This is a genomic window from Cystobacter fuscus, from assembly GCF_002305875.1.
Classification (GTDB): domain Bacteria; phylum Myxococcota; class Myxococcia; order Myxococcales; family Myxococcaceae; genus Cystobacter; species Cystobacter fuscus_A.
Genome location: NZ_CP022098.1, coordinates 2,876,198 through 2,893,993, shown reverse-complemented (window position 1 = coordinate 2,893,993; position 17,796 = coordinate 2,876,198). Strand labels below are relative to the sequence as shown.

Sequence of the window (17,796 nt, the reverse complement as noted above, 5' to 3'; positions counted from 1 at the left end):
CCATGGATGAGGCCGAGCCTGGAGGAATTCTCAGCCGATGAGAGGAAGGAGTTGGTTCTGTTCTCATTACTCATCATGAGGTACAGGGGCAGGAGGCCGCCTCGGCTGACCCTTTATTCAGCCACTGATGAATGGGAGAACAGAATGAGCAAGAATCATTTTCCATCTTGGTTCCGCCAATTCGCCAAGACCACGCTATTGATGGCCTGTGCCGTACACAGCGGCCAGGCCGTTGGACACGGAAAAGCGGCGGTGATCGACGGGTGGGTGGGAACCTGGGCCGTGTCTCCACAGGCAAGCGGTGACACCTTCAATGCGCAGACACTGCGCCAGATCGTGCGCACCAGCATTGGCGGGTCGGTCGTGCGCGTGGAAGTGTCCAACCAGTTCGGCTCGCAGCCGTTGCGGATCTCCAACGTGCGCATCGCGCTACGAGGCAATGGTTCGTCGATCGTGTCCGGGACCGATCGCGCCATCACCTTCGGTGGGAGCACGCAAATCACGATCCCGGTCGGGGCCAGGCTGACCAGCGATCCGATCCAGTTCCAGGTGCCAGCGTTTGGAGATGTGGCCATCAGCATGTACCTGCCCGCTGCGACGGGCCCGGCCACGACGCACCAGACGGGCCAGCAGACCAACTACATCGCCCCTGGCGATGTGGGAAGCAGCGTGAACCTGAGCAACGTGAGTACCACCGGCAGCTACTACCTCCTCACCAACCTGGACGTGCAGAACCCCCAGGCGTTGGGCAGCGTGGTCACCCTGGGCGCGTCGATCACCGATGGCGTGGGCAGCAATTTCAATGGCAATGACCGCTGGCCCAACGTCCTGGCGAAACGCCTGCTGCAACAAGGCATTCAAGTCGGCGTTCTCAATCAAGGCATCAGCGGCAACCGCAGTCTGGCCGATGGCGCCGGGTTGAGCGCCGAGCACCGGTTCGACACCGACGTGCTGGATCAACCGGGCGTCCGTTGGGTCATCTATTCCGACGATCCCATCAACGATCTGATGGCGTCGCCGCAGCCGACGGCCACGCAGCTCATCGACGTGCTCAAGCGCCTCATCGCCAAGGCCCATCAGAACCAGATCGAGTTCTTCTGCTCGACGCTGACGCCGTATGAAGGCACCACGGGATGGACGTCCAGCCAGGAGCAGGTCCGCCAGCAGTTCAACAGCTTCGTGCGCAGCGCGGCGAGCGGCTGTGACGCGGTGATCGACCAGGACACGGCCACGCATGACCCGGCGAAGCCCACCTGGTTCTTGCCGGCATTCGACACCGGAGACCACCTGCACCCGAACGTCGCTGGCCTGGCGGCCATCGCCAATGCAGTCGACCTCGGCCTCTTCACCGCGCCGCCCTCCACGCCTCTGCCCCCGGTGCAGCCGCCCACTGAATGCGGAGCCCTGTCTCCGGGCCAGGGCTTGTCGAGAGGACAGAGCCTGGTGTCTTGCGATGGCCGTTTCTCACTGACGTTGCAGAACGATGGCAATCTGGTTTTGTACCATGGCTCCACGCCCCTCTTCTCCACGGGCACGGTAGGAAGCACGGCGGCCGAAGTGTTGTTCCAACAGGATGGAAACCTCGTTGAATACGATTCAGCCGGGCAGATCCTGTGGCAAACCCGCACCGCTGGCCAGGGGGGCGCCATGTTCTATGTGCAGAACGATGGAAACCTCGTGATCTACGACTCGGCGGGCGGCCCGCTCTGGGCGTCCAACACCGTCACCCCCATGGCGCCATGATGGAAACGGGCCGCGCAGGGCCCGAGGAATGAACCCAGAACCCCCGGAGCACCACCGTGGGGTCCGGCTGCGCGTCAATCCCCCATTTCGAAAATATTTCGTCACAAACGCGTAAAGAAGGGGTCACTGGCACGCTCCAGGGTGGCCACTCGTGACGCCAGGGCAGGCCCACCGCCCGCCCTGGCGAAGGAACCCCCGTTTCCTTCCGAGAGGACCCTCATGCACCGAAGTCCGCGCCTTGGCGCATTCGCCACCGTCGTCTTCACCTTCACCTCCGCGTGTGGAGGCACCGAGCCCATCGAGGGATGGAGCGAGGAGTCCCACGGCAAGAACGCCGCTCCCGCCTATGCCGTCGTCTTTCCCCAGGAGCAGGTGAAGAGGTTCGACCTCATCATCGCCCCCGCGGACTGGCAGAAGATGCAGGACGACATGACCGCCATGGCGGGCGAGTTCGGCGCGGGCGGTGGCATGGGCCCGGGAGGCGGTGGAGGCGGCCCCGGTGGAGGCGGTGGAGGCCCGGGAGGCGGGCAGATTCCCGTGGAGCTCACCGAGCCGTGCGTGGACAAGGCCGCGGGAGACGCCTGCACCGCCACCTTCCAGGGAAACACCTTCACCAGTACCTGTGAGCAGGGTCCGGGCGGCGCGCAACTCATCTGCAGGCCACAGTTCGGTGGCGGTGGCGGTGGCGCTCCGGGTGGGGGCGGCGGCGGGGACATCATCCCCAACACGCCCGTCTACGTGCCCGCGACCTTCAAGTTCGAGGGCAAGACCTGGCCCTACATCGGCGTGCGCATGAAGGGCAATTCCTCGCTGGCGCAGACCTGGCGCAGCGGTGTGTCCAAGCTGCCGCTGCGTCTGAACTTCGACAAGTTCGAGGATGAGCATCCCGAGACGCAGGATCAGCGCTTCTACGGCTTCAAGACGCTGTCGCTGGGCAATGGCGCGGCCGACGCGTCGCTCATGCGCGACAAGATCGCCTCGGACATCTTCCGCGAGTCCGGTGTGCCCGCGCCCCGCACCGCCTTCGTCGCCCTGTACGTGGACCATGGCGAGGGCACCCAGTACTGGGGCCTCTATACGCTCGACGAGGACATCGACAACAACTCGCTGCTCGACGGCTACTTCGGGGAACACAAGGGCGCGCTCTACGAGGCCGATGGCACCGGCGCCCGCTGGGGCACCTTCGACGAGGCGTCCTTCGACATCCAGGCCAACGAGGAGATTGGCTGGACTCCCGTGCAGGAAGCCATCAACGCCCTCCACTCCGACCGGAGCGACGCGGCTGCCTGGCGCGCGCGCCTCGAGCAGAAGCTGAACGTGCAGGGCTTCCTCAAGTGGCTCGCGGTCAACACCGTGGTCCAGAACTGGGACGCCTACGGCGCCATGTCCCACAACTACTATCTCTACGCCCACTCCCAGGAGAACGGCCGGCTGCATTGGATTACCTGGGACCATGATCGCTCCATGGGCGAGGGCATGGGCCGGTCCACGTCCCTGACGTACGACACCACCGACGCCACCTGGCCACTCATCCGCTACCTGCTCGACGACCCCACCTACAAGGCCGACTACACGAGGTACGCGCTGGAGGCCGCGAACGGGGTGATGGCACCGGAGCCGTTCCAGGCCCGCCTGCGCGCGGCGCATGAGCTCATCACTCCCTGGGTGGTGGGCGAGAACGCCGAGCAGCCGGGCTACACCTTCCTGAGCTCGCCCCAGGCGTTCATCGACGCGTTCAGCGGCACCAACGGGCTGCTGGGCTTCGCCGCCCGGCGTCAGGGTGAGGTCAAGGCAGCCCTGGGAGCCACTCCATGAGCGCGGTGGCCCGCATGAGTCCCTCCCTCCCCTCCCCCCCCCTCGCGTCGCAGCAGGACCATGAGCGGCGCTTCCTGCCCTCCCGCACGGCGCTGGAGGACTTCATGCGGGCCACCCGCCCCTGGACCCAACCCTGTGTGTACGACGCCCGCCTGCCATTCGCCTTCACGCGGACGACCTACTTCGACACCGAGGATCTGCGCTTCCTGGACTCGTGCCGCCATGGACATACGCAGCGGCTGCGGCTCCGGGAGTACGCGGGAAGTGCCTCCCTGTCCGAGCCCCCCGTGCTCACCGGCACGCGCTACCTGGAGATGAAGACCAACACGGGTCAGCGGCGCACCAAGGTCCGCATCCCCGTGTCCCCGGGCGAAGCGGTGGCCCTGTTGGCGGGTGGATCCCTCGACGAGGACAGCGCGGCGGCCCGGTTGCTGCGCGACAGTCCCCATGGCCCCGTCAGGCCCTGGGTGACGGCCTGGTACCGGCGCGGCACCCACGCGAACGCCGACGCCAGCGTGCGCTTCACCGTGGACGAGGATCTCGTGTTCGCCCTTCCGCCCCGGCCCACCGGACCGGGAGCGCCCGCCATGCCCGAGCGGCTCATCCGTCACGCCCCCGCCATCCTGCTCGAGGTGAAGTGGCGGGCGAACAGCCCCCCGTGGCTGCGCGACTGTCTGCGCAACCTGGAGGTTTTCGAGACCCAGGACTCGAAGTTCGAACAAGGCATGCGCTGGCGCCTGGACGCGGAGATGGACCTGCCATGAAGCCGGCCTTTCCTCCCGCGCGGTGGCTCGTCCTCGCCACGCTGCTCCTGGTGTCCTCCGCCCAGGCCCAGGATTCGGATCAACACCAGGGCCCGTCCGACGCCAGCCCGCCCCCCAGCGGCAACACCGAGGCGAGCCTCGTGCTGCCCTCCGCCTTCGGCTCGGTGGAGATCGGTGGCCGGCTGCGCGCCCGCGAGGCCCTCAGCGCCAAGGAGGACAAGGTGCTCAAGGGCATCCTGTCCATTTCCTCCGCGCGTCTGGAATTCACCTATCAATGGAAGAAGCGCCTGAAGGCCGTGGTGGAGTTCGACGTCACGGACGGACTCAAGGACGCCTACGCCTCGCTGAAGCTCGTCGACGGGCTCGCCGTCCGGGTGGGCCAGTTCAAGGTGCCCCTGTCACTCGTGGAGCTGGAGTCCACCGCGCGGCTGCCCGTGGTGCGCCGGGGCCTGCTGCGCGAGGTGTTGTCCGAGGACACGCTCAACCTCACCGGCCGCCGCGTCGGTGCGCAGCTGGAATGGCAGTGCACGGGCTGCGAGCGGGTGGTGCGGGTACGCGCGGGCGTGTTCCAGAACGACCCCGAGCGGGCCAGCCTCCAGAAGGGACTCGGCCTCGTGCCCATGGCCCGGGCGACGTGGCAGGTGTTGGAGTCGCTCGAGCTGGGCGGCTCCGCGCGGGCGGAGCTGCTGGGCACGAGCCCGAGCGGCGTGGCGGCCAACTGGACGGCCGGACTCGACTTGAAGCACGCGCTGCCGTTCGGCTGGGGCGAGTGGCGCTCCTGGGCCGAGGTGCTGGTGGGACGCTCGTCCGTGCTGTCGGGCGCCCAGGGACGGATGCTCACCGGGCGCGCCCTGACGGCGGTGCGCTTCGGCGGCGTGTCCAAGGGCGCCTGGTACGCGGAGCCCTTCGCCATGCTCTCGGTGCTCGAGCCGGACCTGAAGACGCAGAACGATCTGCTGGGAGAAGCGGTGGGAGGCGTCAACGTCGGACAGTGGCGGCGCTGGCGGTTGCAGGCGCAGGTCGAGCGCCGCGTGGCCCAGGCCGCCGTCCCGGCCCTGCTGAGTGTCCTGGACGATGACCTCGTCACCCGCAAGGCCCTGCTGTTGCAGTTGGAGGTGGTGTTCTGATGCTGATCGTATTCGAGGGAATCGATGGTTCCGGCAAGACGACGCTGTCCAACCGCGTGGCACGGGAGCTGCGCCAGGCGGGGCTGCGCGTGCGGCACGTGCGCGAGGACGGCAAGCTGGCCTCGCCCGTGTCCGAGGGACTGAGGCTCTTCACCAAGAATCCCCTCCACCTCGCGCTCACCCCCATGGCGGAGCTGCTCCTCTACTCCGCCCGCGAGACCCAGTTGCTGGAGGAGGTGACGCGCCCGGCGCTCGCCGAGTACGAGGTCGTCATCGCCGACCGCTTCCTCTACACCGCCGAGGTGCTCGCCCGGTGGGGACGGGGTCTGCCCGAGCACGCGGTGCGCCCCGTCGTGGACGCCTGCACCCGGGGACTGCGGCCCGAGCGCGTCTTCCTCATCGACGTGGACCCGGCCATCGCGCGCGCCCGCCGCCGCATCTCGAAGCTGCTCGCGCCCGACACGGGGGCTCCCTCCTCACGCAAGGGGCTCGCCGGAGCGGGCATGCAGACCCGGCTGCGCGCCGGCTACCGGGCACTCGCCGCGGAGTCGCCCGAGCAATGGACCCTCATCGAGAACACGGACGTGACGCTCGAGGCGCTCGTCACCCAGCTCACCCAGGAGGTGCTGCGGATGGTGCGCGGGGGCGAGCCGGGCACCCCGTTCCCCTCTCCTCGTGCTCCGACCCCGCCCCGCTCCGCCGACGAGGCCCGGGCGCGATTCCTCGAACGGGTGGACCGGTGGATGGAGGAAGAGCCGGGGCTCGCCGCCTGGTTCCTCTCGGGACTGGAAGGCGCGGACATCGACACGCGCCGTGAGCGGCTGGCCGCGCGCTGCCCCGAGCTCATCGCCCATGGCCTCTCCGGCCTCACCGACGCGAGCGCGTGGAGCCTGCGGGCCCGCCTGGAGGACGCCGCGCCCATGCAGGTGCTCGGCTCGCTCAAGGAGCCGGCCGCGGAGTCCTCCCAGGCGTGGGCGCTCCGGGAGCGGTGGGAACAGCGGGCGCCCGAGGCCGTCGCCGCCTCCCTGGATGGGCTCGGCTCGGAACAGGCGTGGGCGATGCGCGAGCGCCTCCACGGGAGGTTTCCGGAGCCCGTGGTCACCTCGCTCACGGGGCTCGGCGACGCGCGGGCCTGGGTGCTGCGCGAGCGCTGGCTGTCCCAGCGGGGAGGTCAGGCGGCGCTCGGTCAGGAGAAGGTGGCGCGCATCGCCTGCCGATCCATCCGGGGCGTGGATGACACACCCGCCTGGGACTGGCGGGAGCGGACGTGGGAGGTGGCGCCGGATGCCGTGCTGCGCACCCTGGAGGGACTCGACAGTGAGCGGGCGTGGGCCTTGCGCGAACAACACGCGGGGCGGGCCTCGCGGCTCGTCCTCGAGTCCCTGCGAGGGTTGAACAACCCTCGGGCCTGGGCCCTGCGCGAGTCCTTTGGCGTCTCCTGCGAGGAGGCCCTGGAGTCCTTCGAGGGGATGGACGGAGCCACGGCGTGGCGGCTGCGCCAGGCGCTGGCGGACACGTGGCCCGCGGCCACGGTGAAGAGCATGGGACCCCTGGCCTCGAGCGCTCGGGGACAGGAGCTCATCTCCCGGCTGCTCACGGACCATCCCCGGGATTTCGCCCTGTTGCGGCAGGCGGCGCGGGTGGCGGCACACCCTGGACAGGAGCGGCTTCATGCCACCGCTTGAGATGCTGACGCGCACGGACGTGTCGGATCCCCACGAGCTGTTCATCCCCGAGGCCCTGCTGCGCTTCAGCCTCGCCCTGGTGCTCGGCGCGCTCCTGGCCTACCGGCCCTGGCGCCGGTGGATGCCGTCCGCCCCCGTGATGCCCCAGGAGACCGCGCATACCCAGTTGCTCATCGCCGTGGCCGGCGCGGTGATGACGACGGTGATTGGGGACAGCATGTCGCGCGCCTTCGGACTGGTGGGGCTCGGCGGATTCATCCGCTTCCGCTCGGGCATCAAGGACACGCGCGACGCGGCCGTCATGTTCGTGCTCATCGGCGTGGGCATGTCCTGTGGCCTCGGCGCCTTCCGGGTGGCCATCTGCGCCACGGGATTTCTCGGCGCCGTCCTCGTCGCGCTGGATATGACGGCACAGCGCCGCCCCCAGTGGGTCAAGCTGTCGCTGAGCGTGGAGGACCTGGGAGCCGCCCTGCCCCCGCTGCGAGCCATGCATCCCGACGCACGCATGCTCGCGATCGAACAGGTGCCGGCGTCCCGGGAAGGCACCGCCGTCTTCGAGCTCGCCCTCCCGGAGCGGATGGATGGTTTCCAGTTGCTCGAGGGACTGCGCGGCACGCTTCCCGGCGTGAGGAGTGCCTCCATCGACGAGCCGTGAGGGTGCCAGCGGCCCACCGGACGGTGCTATGTCCGGGGCCGCATGACACGCCCCTTGTCCGCCCGCCCGTTGGTCATGACCCGCGTGGGCCTGGCACTCCTGCTCACGGCGGGGCTCCTGCTGCTCTCCGGGTGTGCCACCAGCGCTCCGCTCTCCAGGGAGTGCGCGCACGCGTGTGGCGGAGCGGCCCCGTCCTCCGGCGAGGTGGAGCAACGGCTCGCCCCCTTCTTCTCCTGCACCTCACCCGCCGAGTACGTCGCCCTGCAGCAGCGCGTGGACATGCCCCGGCTGCTGGAGGCTCTGGATGACTGGAGCGCCGTGCGCCTGGGCTCCCTGGGGCCCGTACGCGAGGACGCCGCCGCCATTCTCCAGCGCAAGCGCGCCTCCTTCCTCCTCTCCGTCACCGAGCGCTATGGCCTCGCCTATGCCGAGGTGTTCGCCCTCTACGTGCTGCACTCGACGCACGACGACGAGTTGGACGCACTGTTGCGCCTGTTGGCCCGCGACAAGCTGTTGGGCCAGACCTTGGGGCTCATGCCCACCGTGCGCGAGGAGTTGAAGCGCCGCGGCCTTCCCCTGTCTGCCTACCCCGAGCGCGGCGAGCGGGCCGGCGACGTGCTGCGGGGCCTGGGCCGCGCCGCTCGGGACGCCCTCGCCACCAGCCAGGCCATTGAAGGCCAGCGTTACCTGGAGATGAGCGCCCGGCGCGAGCAGTTGCCTCCCCCCTACCGCCAGGCCCTGCACGAGGTGGAGCTCGCCCTGGCCTGGCAGCACTTCGCCCCGGGCCGCGTGGTGCTGGGCAGCTTCGACTCGCTCACCTTCGGCGTGCCCCTGGGCTTCTATTACCTGGGCGTCGGCACTACCCAGGGCCTCTCCTCCTTGTCCCAAGGCCAGTACGAGCAGGCCACGCGCGAGCTGGCCCCCGCGCTCCTGGTGGGAGCGCTGTACGCCGGAGGCAAGGGCCTGCGCGCCCTGCCCGAATCACGCCCGCCAGCCCTCCAGGAGGTGGTGCGGCAGTGGAATGCACGGCTGGGGGTGGACGGGCTGCGTGCGCTGGCCCGGGACATTCAAGCCAGCCGCGAGGCGGGCCGCTTCGTGGCCGTGGGAGGCATGGATGCCGCGCTGGCGCTGCGCGAGGCCCGAGGCGACGTGGCCAGAGCCCAGGCGGTGATGTCCAAGGCCAGACCCGAGGCCACGGGCTCCTCGGCGAGGAGAGCCGTTGGCACGGGGCGCACCGAAACCCTGGCCTCACTGGTGGACGAGGGGGCAGGCCTCACCCGCGAGGTACTGGAGGCCCGGCTGGCGCTGGTGGAGTTGGAGGCCACGGGCCCACGCCTGCCCAGGGACGTCGCGGTGCTGGAGCAGCAACGTCCCTCCGTGGAAGCTCCGCCGCCCGGCGCCGAGGGTAGCCCGCGCTGGCCCGAGTACGTCGCCTACTACGAGAGGCGTCTCGGAGAATTACGGCAGGGCACGGCAACCAAAGGGCCGCTGCGCTGGGAGCCCTACGAGTCCATGCGGGGATGGTTCACCCGGGGGCTGGCTTTCGAGCGCCTCATGGTGGAGCTACTGCAAGCAGACGCGAAACTGCCCCGGGCCCAGCGCCGTTTCCTCGGGGACTTCGACCAGCCTCGGCTCGAGAGGTACGTCGGCGTGATGAAACCCGGTACTGGTCTGCGCTTCGCGGATGTGCTCGTCATCGAAACGGGCGAACTCGCCGGTCGGCCACCTCGCGTCGAGACGTTGAGCTTCAAGAGCCGCAATCTCTCGGGGCTGAAAGGTATGGCTCTCGAAGCTCAGATCATGGAAGACGCGAGGGAAGCGCTAAAGAAATACGGAGAGACTCTGGACATCCGCCGCGACTCCCTTCAGCTTCTTCTCCGCGAGGGAAGCAAGGTGCCTGTCTCAAAGGTTCGCCTCGTCTACGAGGGCGGACAACTCCTGCCCAAGGACACCAACGAGGTGAACAGGGCCGTGAGCGCAACCAAGAACGCACTTCCAGGAGTAGAGGTACTGTTCCAATGAAGGTGTTGGAATTTGAAGACTTGAAGGCGGAGGACAGCCTCTTGCTCACCTTCGACGGTGCCTTCGACACACAGGCGGCACTAGCGAGCGAATTGGAACCCCTATTCCAAATGCTCGAGAAGTACGCGGACGGTTGGATGCCGGACGTCATCGAGGGCAAAAGACGACGCAAGTATGCCCGCGCCGCCATCTGGAAGGCCCTGGAGGAGCAACGCCACGAAAGAGGGACAACCATCGGGTTCTATCGCACGAACTGGCCCGCGTTGAGCATGACGCTCAGTCTCTACTTTCCAACAACCCCTCCCAAACTGGACATCTTGCTCAAGGTAGAACCGCTCTCCTTCTTCGCGGAAGAGGAGCGGTGTCGCCAACTCGTGGAATTGGTACGAACCTGGGCCTCGCGCTATCTGATTTCCCATGCCTTGGCTCATGGTCTGGCTGACAACCAATTGTCTAGCGCTCCCAACTTTGGACGCGAGATGCAGACCTCCATTCGAGACGGGTTCGATAAAATCTACGAGGTGTCCTGGCTCAATGTGTTCGGTCCGAAGCTGGTGGAAGCTGTCGGCCGCAAGCGCATGCTGTCCACACCAGCCCACCGGGTGGAGGAACTTCCCAACGGTTCCGTCCTCCTGGTGCTCTGGCCCACCGCCGCGGACTTCGCCAGTGATGAGGCTCGTGAGGCGCAGGCCCGCGCACACGCGCACCTCCGGCCAGACCTGGACTTCGACACCCTCCTGCGCACCCTGCGCGAGCGCAGCGCCGCGCTCGCCCCCGTGGAGCCCCGCTTCCACCCGGATGTGGCCCCGATCCTCTCTCGCGTGGTGGACAGCGTCGCCCTTCACGAGCGCCAGCGGAAGATCGCCGAATTCAACACGTACCAACCGCCCGAGCCCGACGAGTGGCTCCCCTCTGAATCCGCCCTGCCTCCGGATATAGGCGACCCGGTGCGTGCTCGCGCGCATTACGGCGACCTCGCCGAACACCTCGTGGCCCTGCTCCACTCGAAGGTGCCCTCCGTCTTCGACGCCTCCCCCGAGTCCCTCACGGACGTGGACTTCCACTTCTGGCAGGAGGAGTTTCCGCGAGTCTTCGAGCGGGAGCACATCGACGCGCACGCGGTGCCCGCCATTGGCGCCTACCTGGGCGAGGTGCTCGTGCGCCACCTGGGCGGACAGTGGATTCCGCGCCAGAAGCTCGAGGAGGCCCAGGTGCTCGTGGGCAAACGCGTCTGGCTGCCCTTCGTCCGGGCCGGGCGCTATATGCGTTCGTGCCAGTCGCTGTTGGACTTCTCCCTCACCCAGCTCTACCGCGTCGCCGAACGGCACCGCTCCTGAAAGGGACTCGTGATGATACGTGTGGGCCTGGCACTCCTGCTCACGGCGGGGCTCCTGCTGCTCTCCGGGTGTGCCACCAGCGCCCCGCTCGCCAGGGGGTGCGCGCACGCGTGTGGCGGAGCGGCCCCGTCCTCCGGCGAGGTGGAGCCACGGCTCGCCCCCTTCTTCTCCTGCACCTCACCCGCCGAGTACGTCGCCCTGCAGCAGCGCGTGGACATGCCCCGGCTGCTGGAGTCCCTGGATGACTGGAGCGCCGTGCGCCTGGGCTCCCTGGGGCCCGTACGCGAGGACGCCGCCGCCATTCTCCAGCGCAAGCGCGCCTCCTTCCTCCTCTCCGTCACCGAGCGCTATGGCCTCGCCTATGCCGAGGTGTTCGCCCTCTACGTGCTGCACTCGGCACACGACGACGAGGTGGACGCGCTGTTGCACCTGTTGGCCCGCGACAAGCTGTTGGGCCAGACCTTGGCGCTCATGCCCACCGTGCGCGAGGAGTTGAAGCGGCGCGGCTTCCCCCTCTCCTCCTTCCCCGAGCGCGGCGAGCGGGCCGGTGACGTGCTACGCGGCCTGGGCCGCGCCGCTCGGGACGCCCTCGCCACCAGCCTGGCCATTGACGGCCTGCGCTACCTGGAAATGTCCGCCCGGCGCGAGCAGTTGCCTCCCCCCTACCGCCAGGCCCTGCACGAGGTGGAGCTCGCCCTGGCCTGGCAGCACTTCGCCCCGGGCCGCGTGGTGCTGGGCAGCTTCGACTCGCTCACCTTCGGCGTGCCCCTGGGCTTCTATTACCTGGGCGTTGGCACCGGCCAGGGCCTCGCCTCTCTGTCCCAGGGCCAGTACGAGCAGGCCACTCGCGAATTGGCACCCGCCCTGCTGGTGGGCGCGCTGTACGCCGGGGGCAAGGGCCTGCGTGCCGTGTCCGAGCCGCGCCTGCCCGCCCTCCAGGACGTGGTGCGGCAGTGGAATGCACGGCTGGGGGTGGACGGGCTGCGGGAGCTGGCCCGGGACATTCAAGCCAGCCGCGAGGCGGGGCGCTTCGTCGCCGTGGGAGGAGTGGACGCCGCGCTGGCGCTGCGCGAGGCCCGAGGCAACGTGGCCAGGGCCCAGGCGGTGCTGTCCAAGGCCAGGGCCGAGGCCACGGGCTCTGCAACGAGGAGAACCGGGAGCACGCCCGAGAGCCTGGCCTCGCTGGTGGACGAGGGGGTGGGCCTCACCCGCGAGGTACTGGAAGCCCGGCTGTCGCTGGTGGAGCTGGAGGCCACGGGCCCGCGTCTGCCCACGGACGTCACGGTGCTGCAGAAGCAACGTCCCTCCGTGGAAGCTCCGCCTCCCGGCGCCGAGGGCAACCCGCGCTGGCCCGAGTACGTCGCCTATTACGAGAAGCGCCTCGGGGAAACCAAGCAGGACACGGCAACCAAAGGGCCGCTGCGCTGGGAGCCCTACGAGTCCATGCGGGGGTGGTTCAACCGGGGGCTGGCTTTCGAACGAGCTTTGTTGAAACTGCTGCGCGCCGATGCGGAACGGCCTCGGGCACAGCGCCGATTCCTCGGGGATTTCGACCAGCCCCGGCTCGAAACGAATGTGGGCGTGATGAAGCCAGGTCCCGGCCTGCGCTTCGCGGATATACTCATCATCGAAACGGGCGAACTCGCCGGACGACCACCTCGCGTGGAGACCTGGAGTGTCAAGAGCCGTAACCTCTCGGCGCTGAAATACGAGGCACTGGAAGCACAGATGCTCGAAGACGCGAGAGAAGCCCTGCGGAATTACGGTGAAGTGCTGAACATCCGCCGACCCTCTCTCCAGTCCCTTCTCACGGGAAGCGGCGAGGTGCGAGTTTCGAGAGTCCGTCTCATCTATGAGGGTGGCAACCTCAAGCCCAAGAAGGTGGGTGACCTGGATGCAGCCGTGAACATGGTCAACGAGAAGGTTCCAAGTGTGGAGGTGCTGTTCCAATGAAGGTACTGGAGATGAGGGGTGAGGACGGCCTTCGGCTCACCTTCAAAGGGGCTACCGACTCGCGGGTGACACTGGAACGTAATCTGGAGCCCTTCCTCCAGGCACTCGAGGCATACGCGGGCGAGTGGATGCCGGACGTCGTCAACGGCAAGCGACAACGCAGATATTCCCGCCCTTCCTTCTGGAAAGCATTGGAGGAGCGGCGCGATGGGAACAGCACGGCCCTCGGACTCTACCGGACCGAGTGGCCCGCGTTGGACATGCGGCTCTGGCTCTGGTTCCCTCCGCGTTCCCCCGAATTGGACATCCGGCTCAAGGTGAGGCCGCTCTCCTTTTTCGCGGAGGCGGAGCGCTGTCGCCAATTCGTGGAGATGGTACGCAGTTGGGTCTCTCACTACCCGGTCACCCACGCCGCGGCCCACAGCGAGGATGACGCGGAACTGGCGGGCGAGCCCCGCTTCGGCCGCGAGATGCAGACATCCATACGAGATGGGTTCGACAAAATCTACGAGGTGTCCTGGCTCAATGTCTTCGGTCCGAAGCTGGTGGAAGCTGTCGGTCGCGAGCGCATGCTCTCCACCCCGGCGCACCGGGTGGAGGAGTTACCCAATGGCTCCGTCCTCCTGGTGCTCTGGCCTACCGCCGCGCACTTCGCCAGTGACGAGGCTCGTGAGGCCCAGGCCCGCGCGCATGTCCACCTCCGGCCGGACCTGGACTTCGACACGGTGCTGCGCACCCTGCGCGAGCGCAGCGCCACACTCGCCCCCGTGGAACCCCGCTTTCACCCGGACGTGGCCCCGCTCCTTTCTCACGTGGTGGACAGCGTCGCCTTTCACGAGCGCCAGCGGAAGATCGCCGAATTCAACGCGTACCAACCACCCGAGCCCGACGAGTGGCTCCCCGCTAGCTCCGCCCTGCCCACGGACGTGGACGACCCGGTGGGTGCTCGCGCGCATTACGGCGACCTCGCCGAACACCTCGTGGCCCTGCTCCACTCGAAGGTGCCCTCCGTCTTCGACACCTCCCCCGAGTCCCTCACGGACGTGGACTTCCACTTCTGGCAGGAAGAATTTCCGAGGGTCTTCGAGCGGGAACACATCGACGCGCACGCGGTGCCCGCCATTGGCGCCTACCTGGGCGAAGTGCTCGTGCGCCACCTGGGCGGCCAATGGATTCCGCGCCGGAAGCTCGAGGAAACCCAGGTGCTCGTGGGCAGGCGCGTCTGGCTGCCCTTCGTCCGGGCCTCGCGCTACATGCGCTCGTGCCAATCACTGCTGGACTTCTCTCTCACCCAGCTCTACCGCGTCGCCGAACGGCACCGCTCCTGACAGGGACAAGAGCCGCGAGCCTGGCCAGGCGCCACATGACGCGCCAGCCAGGCCCGCGATCACCCGTGAGGGCTACTGGAGCTGCTTCTTGATGCGGACGTTGCGCACCTGGAAGTGGATGTCGCCGCCCTGGTCACCCCAGGCGGGCAGCATCTCGAAGACCGCGCTGACCTTGGTCTTGTTCCAGGTGGCCGGGTAGGCCGCGTCGGAGAACGGCATCTTCACCGTCTTCCACGTCCCCACCTCCGGGTGCCCAATCAAAGTCTTCAGGTCACCCGTCGCGCAGGAGTCCGGCTTGCGGTCGCAGACACTCTTCACCCAGAAGTCCTGGGTGGTCAGACCGTAGTCGAGCACCCGCACCTCGAACTCCACGCCGCCCGTCTCGGCGATGGCCGACACGTCCAGCAGGTTCGGCTCCTTGACCCCGAAGGCGATGCCGCCGTTGCCGCCGCCCTCCTTGAGGCCCTTCATCACCACGTCGATGACCTTCTCGCCCCCGCCGATGTCGTACGCGGGATTCAGCGTCACCGTCCCCGTCGTCCCACTGGTCCATGCGTTGGGCGTGGCGAAGAGCGCGGTGTCGGACACGCCGTTGACGTAGGCGTCCTTGTCATCGGTGATGGCGATGGGCGGCACGGGAGGCGTGCCCGTGCAGCTCACGTTGCCCGCCCGGTTCGGCTCCCAGCGGATGCTGGCGAGCGTCACGTCCAGCGTGTCCGAGGTGTAGAGCAGGAAAGGCGAGTTCACGATGCCGAAGTCCAGCCCCTTGTCCGCGAAGCACTGGAGCGGAACGGCCAGCTCGCTCCACCCCTTGCCCGCCAGGCCCTTGAGGGTCTCGGTGATCTGGATCTCCCCCTGGCACGGGTAGATGCAGTGCGTGGACAGGTTCACCTGGGCGCTCGGAGCCGTGTTCACCTTCACCGCGAAGACGAGCGCGCCCTTGGAGTTCAGGTAGGGCTGGAGGTTGCGGCCCTCGTTGCCGTTCTTGTTCTGCATGTACACCTGCCCCGTGCCGCTGAACTTGACGTTGACCGCGGCCCACTGGAGCCCGCCCTGGTCGTCCACCGGGGTGACGCTGATTTCATTGGGGGCCAGGCTCGTGGTGTTGCTGGTGCCCTGCCGCACGTCGATGCCGCCCCAGTTGGACGGCGCGCCGATGCGCATCACCCAGTCATCCTGGTTGCCGCGCTCGAAGAGGGTCAGCGGGAGGTTGGTGGTGCTCCCGTCTCCCGGAGCCACGCCGCAGCCGTTGATCTGGGTCGTCTCCTCGAACGCGCTCAGCTCCTGGGCCGAGGCGTACGTCAGGCCATAGCCATAGGCGAAGAGCGGCTCGTAGTTCGCATCCCCCTTGTTGATCGACACCTGGCAGGGCGCCTTGGGCCACGAGAAGGAGAGCTTGCCGTGGAAGTCGTGGTCGATGGAGCCATCCTCCTTGCGGAACAGCACGTCCGTCAGGCCCTCTCCCTCGGTGCCGGGCAGCCACGCGGCGACGAAGGCGTCGGACACGTTGAGCTCCTTGTTGGTGTAGAGCGGACGGCCGGAGAAGAGCACCGTGACGATCTTCTTCACGCCCTTGGCCTTGAGGCTCTGCAGCAGCGTGTAGTCCTCCGGGCGCAGCCGGGCGAGCTCCAGCGTCTTGGTCTTGCCGATGTCGCCATTGCCCTCGGCGTAGGGCGTCTCGCCAATCACGACCACGGCGACGTCGTAGTCCGCGTTCGCCTGGGCGCCATCCGCGCTGGTGTCCAGCTTCGCGTTGGGGGCGATCTTCTGGATGGCCTGCCACAAGGTGGTGCCGCCGCCGAAGTCGGCGTTGGTGTTGTCCGTGCCCTGCCAGGTGAGGGACCAGCCACCGGACTGGTTCGACAGGTTGTTGGCGCTCTTGCCCGCCACGAGCACCTTGGCCGAGCGCGCCAGGGGCAGGACAGCGCCGTTGTTCTTGAGGAGCACCAGCGACTTGCGCACCGCCTCCCGGGCCACGGCCCGGTTCTCTGCGGTGCCAATCTCGTGCGAGGCGGTGCGCTCCGAGGGCTTGGGCTTCTCGAAGAGGCCCAGGCGCAGCTTCACGCGCAGGATGCGGCGAACCGCGTCATCCAGGCGCGCCTGGGGAATCTCCCCATTCTTCACGGAGGCGATCGTGTTGGTGATGAAGGGCATCCAATCGGTGCGGTAGGGCACCATCACCATGTCGACGCCGGCGTTGATGGCCTGCGGGCAGTCACCGTTGGTGCAGTCCCGGAGCGAGTCGCTGTTGTTCCGGTTGATCTGTCCGATGCCGTTCCAGTCGGAGATGACGAAGCCGTCGAAGCCCATCTTGGTCTTCAGCACGTCCGTGAGCAGGTACTTGTTGCCATGCATCTTGTAGGCCTTGGCGGTCTCGGGCTGGGACGCGTCCTGCCAGCTGTTGAACGAGGCCATGACCGTCTGCGAACCGGCCGCGAGCGCCGTGAAGTAGCCGCGGCCATGGAGGTCGCGCAGTTGCTTCTCCGTCAACCGGGTGACGCCCTGGTCCTTGCCCTCGTTCGTGGCGCCGTCGCCCAGGAAGTGCTTGACCGAGGCGATCACCTTCTCGTTCGCCTTCGCGTCCTTGCCGAGCTGGCCCTGGAGCCCCTCGACGATCTTGCCGGCGAAGGCCTCGACGATGGCGGGGTCCTCGGAGTAGCCCTCATAGGTGCGGCCCCAGCGGTCATCGCGCACGACGGCGACCGTCGGCCCGAAGGCCCAGTCCAGACCCGTCTGGGCCACTTCACGCGCCGTCACCTCGCCAATGCGCTTCACCAGCTCGGGATCGTTCGCGGCGCCCAGGCCGATGTTGTGCGGGAAGAGGGTGGCGCCCTTCACGTTGTTGTGCCCGTGCACCGCGTCCACGCCCCAGATGATGGGGATCTGGTGGGGGTTGACCGGATCCATCGAGGCCGCCCAGAGCTGATCGGCCAGCGCGTTCCACTCCGCCACCGTGGAGCCCTTCTTGCCGTTGGGCCACGCACCACCGCCGTTGAGCACGGAGCCGAGGTGGTACTGCTTCACCTCGTCCGGGGTGACGTTGGAGATTTCCACCTGGGTGATCTGCCCGACCTTCTCCTCGAGCGACATGCTGGAGAGCAGGGTGTCGATCCGTTTCTCGATCTCGGTGTCCTTGGGGATCGCGCTCTGGATGGCCGGCCAGTCATCGGGAATACCGGCGTCGGTGCCCGCGTCGTCTGGGGGATGGGTGGTCCCCGCGTCGTCGGGCCCCGGAGTGGGATCGGGGTTACAGGCCGCGAGCGTCAATAGCAGCAGGGCGGCGAGAGAAAGACTCTTCTGCCGCGAGAACAACCGTTGCATGTCCAGCTCCAGTGTGTCGGGGGCGCGCGGATTCCGCGGACGCGAG

11 protein-coding genes are annotated in these 17,796 nt (G+C 67.8%); 10 read left to right on the top strand and 1 reads right to left on the bottom strand.

The genetic code is table 11. From position 1 onward, the window contains the following. The first annotated feature begins 144 nt into the window (after positions 1-144). The 10 genes from CYFUS_RS11980 (at position 145) to CYFUS_RS11935 (ending at position 14,429) form a co-directional block, all read left to right on the top strand. The gene (locus tag CYFUS_RS11980) at positions 145-1,743 is read left to right on the top strand and encodes an SGNH/GDSL hydrolase family protein (RefSeq protein ID WP_157758395.1); all 1,599 of its coding nucleotides are present in this window, start codon (positions 145-147) and stop codon (positions 1,741-1,743) included. A 219-nt stretch (positions 1,744-1,962) separates the two neighbouring features. Then, positions 1,963-3,558: a CotH kinase family protein gene (locus tag CYFUS_RS53865; protein ID WP_095985342.1), complete on the top strand. Its 1,596-nt coding sequence runs from the start codon at positions 1,963-1,965 to the stop codon at positions 3,556-3,558. Positions 3,559-3,572: 14 nt separating this feature from the next. After that, positions 3,573-4,322 carry a VTC domain-containing protein gene (locus CYFUS_RS11970; protein WP_232537510.1) on the top strand — a complete coding sequence of 250 codons (750 nt, stop codon included), beginning with the start codon at positions 3,573-3,575 and terminating at the stop codon, positions 4,320-4,322. Next, positions 4,319-5,449, top strand: a complete 1,131-nt coding sequence (locus tag CYFUS_RS11965; protein WP_095985340.1) for a porin — start codon at positions 4,319-4,321, stop codon at positions 5,447-5,449. Before CYFUS_RS11970 ends, CYFUS_RS11965 begins: the two co-directional genes overlap by 4 nt. Further along, positions 5,449-7,134, top strand: a complete 1,686-nt coding sequence (gene tmk, locus CYFUS_RS11960) for a dTMP kinase (protein WP_095985339.1) — start codon at positions 5,449-5,451, stop codon at positions 7,132-7,134. The genes CYFUS_RS11965 and tmk overlap by 1 nt, the downstream gene beginning before the upstream one ends. Continuing rightward, a complete protein-coding gene (locus CYFUS_RS11955) occupies positions 7,121-7,789 on the top strand; it encodes a DUF4956 domain-containing protein (RefSeq protein ID WP_095985338.1) in 669 nt (222 codons plus the stop codon). The genes tmk and CYFUS_RS11955 overlap by 14 nt, the downstream gene beginning before the upstream one ends. Positions 7,790-7,843: 54 nt before the next feature. Continuing rightward, the gene (locus CYFUS_RS11950) at positions 7,844-9,811 is read left to right on the top strand and encodes a hypothetical protein (protein ID WP_232537509.1); all 1,968 of its coding nucleotides are present in this window, start codon (positions 7,844-7,846) and stop codon (positions 9,809-9,811) included. After that, positions 9,808-11,148 (top strand): hypothetical protein, encoded by a 1,341-nt coding sequence (locus CYFUS_RS11945; protein ID WP_095985337.1) that lies wholly within the window; start codon positions 9,808-9,810, stop codon positions 11,146-11,148. The genes CYFUS_RS11950 and CYFUS_RS11945 overlap by 4 nt, the downstream gene beginning before the upstream one ends. A gap of 12 nt (positions 11,149-11,160) precedes the next feature. Beyond that, on the top strand, positions 11,161-13,101 hold the full coding sequence (locus tag CYFUS_RS11940) for a hypothetical protein (protein WP_232537785.1): 1,941 nt from the start codon (positions 11,161-11,163) through the stop codon (positions 13,099-13,101). Further along, positions 13,098-14,429, top strand: coding sequence for a hypothetical protein (locus CYFUS_RS11935; RefSeq protein ID WP_095985335.1), 1,332 nt, complete (start codon positions 13,098-13,100; stop codon positions 14,427-14,429). The genes CYFUS_RS11940 and CYFUS_RS11935 overlap by 4 nt, the downstream gene beginning before the upstream one ends. Positions 14,430-14,501: 72 nt before the next feature. On the opposite strand, the gene CYFUS_RS11930 is transcribed toward CYFUS_RS11935, so the two are convergent. Continuing rightward, positions 14,502-17,750, bottom strand: a complete 3,249-nt coding sequence (locus CYFUS_RS11930; protein WP_095985334.1) for a glycoside hydrolase family 3 protein — start codon at positions 17,748-17,750, stop codon at positions 14,502-14,504. Positions 17,751-17,796 lie beyond the last annotated feature (46 nt).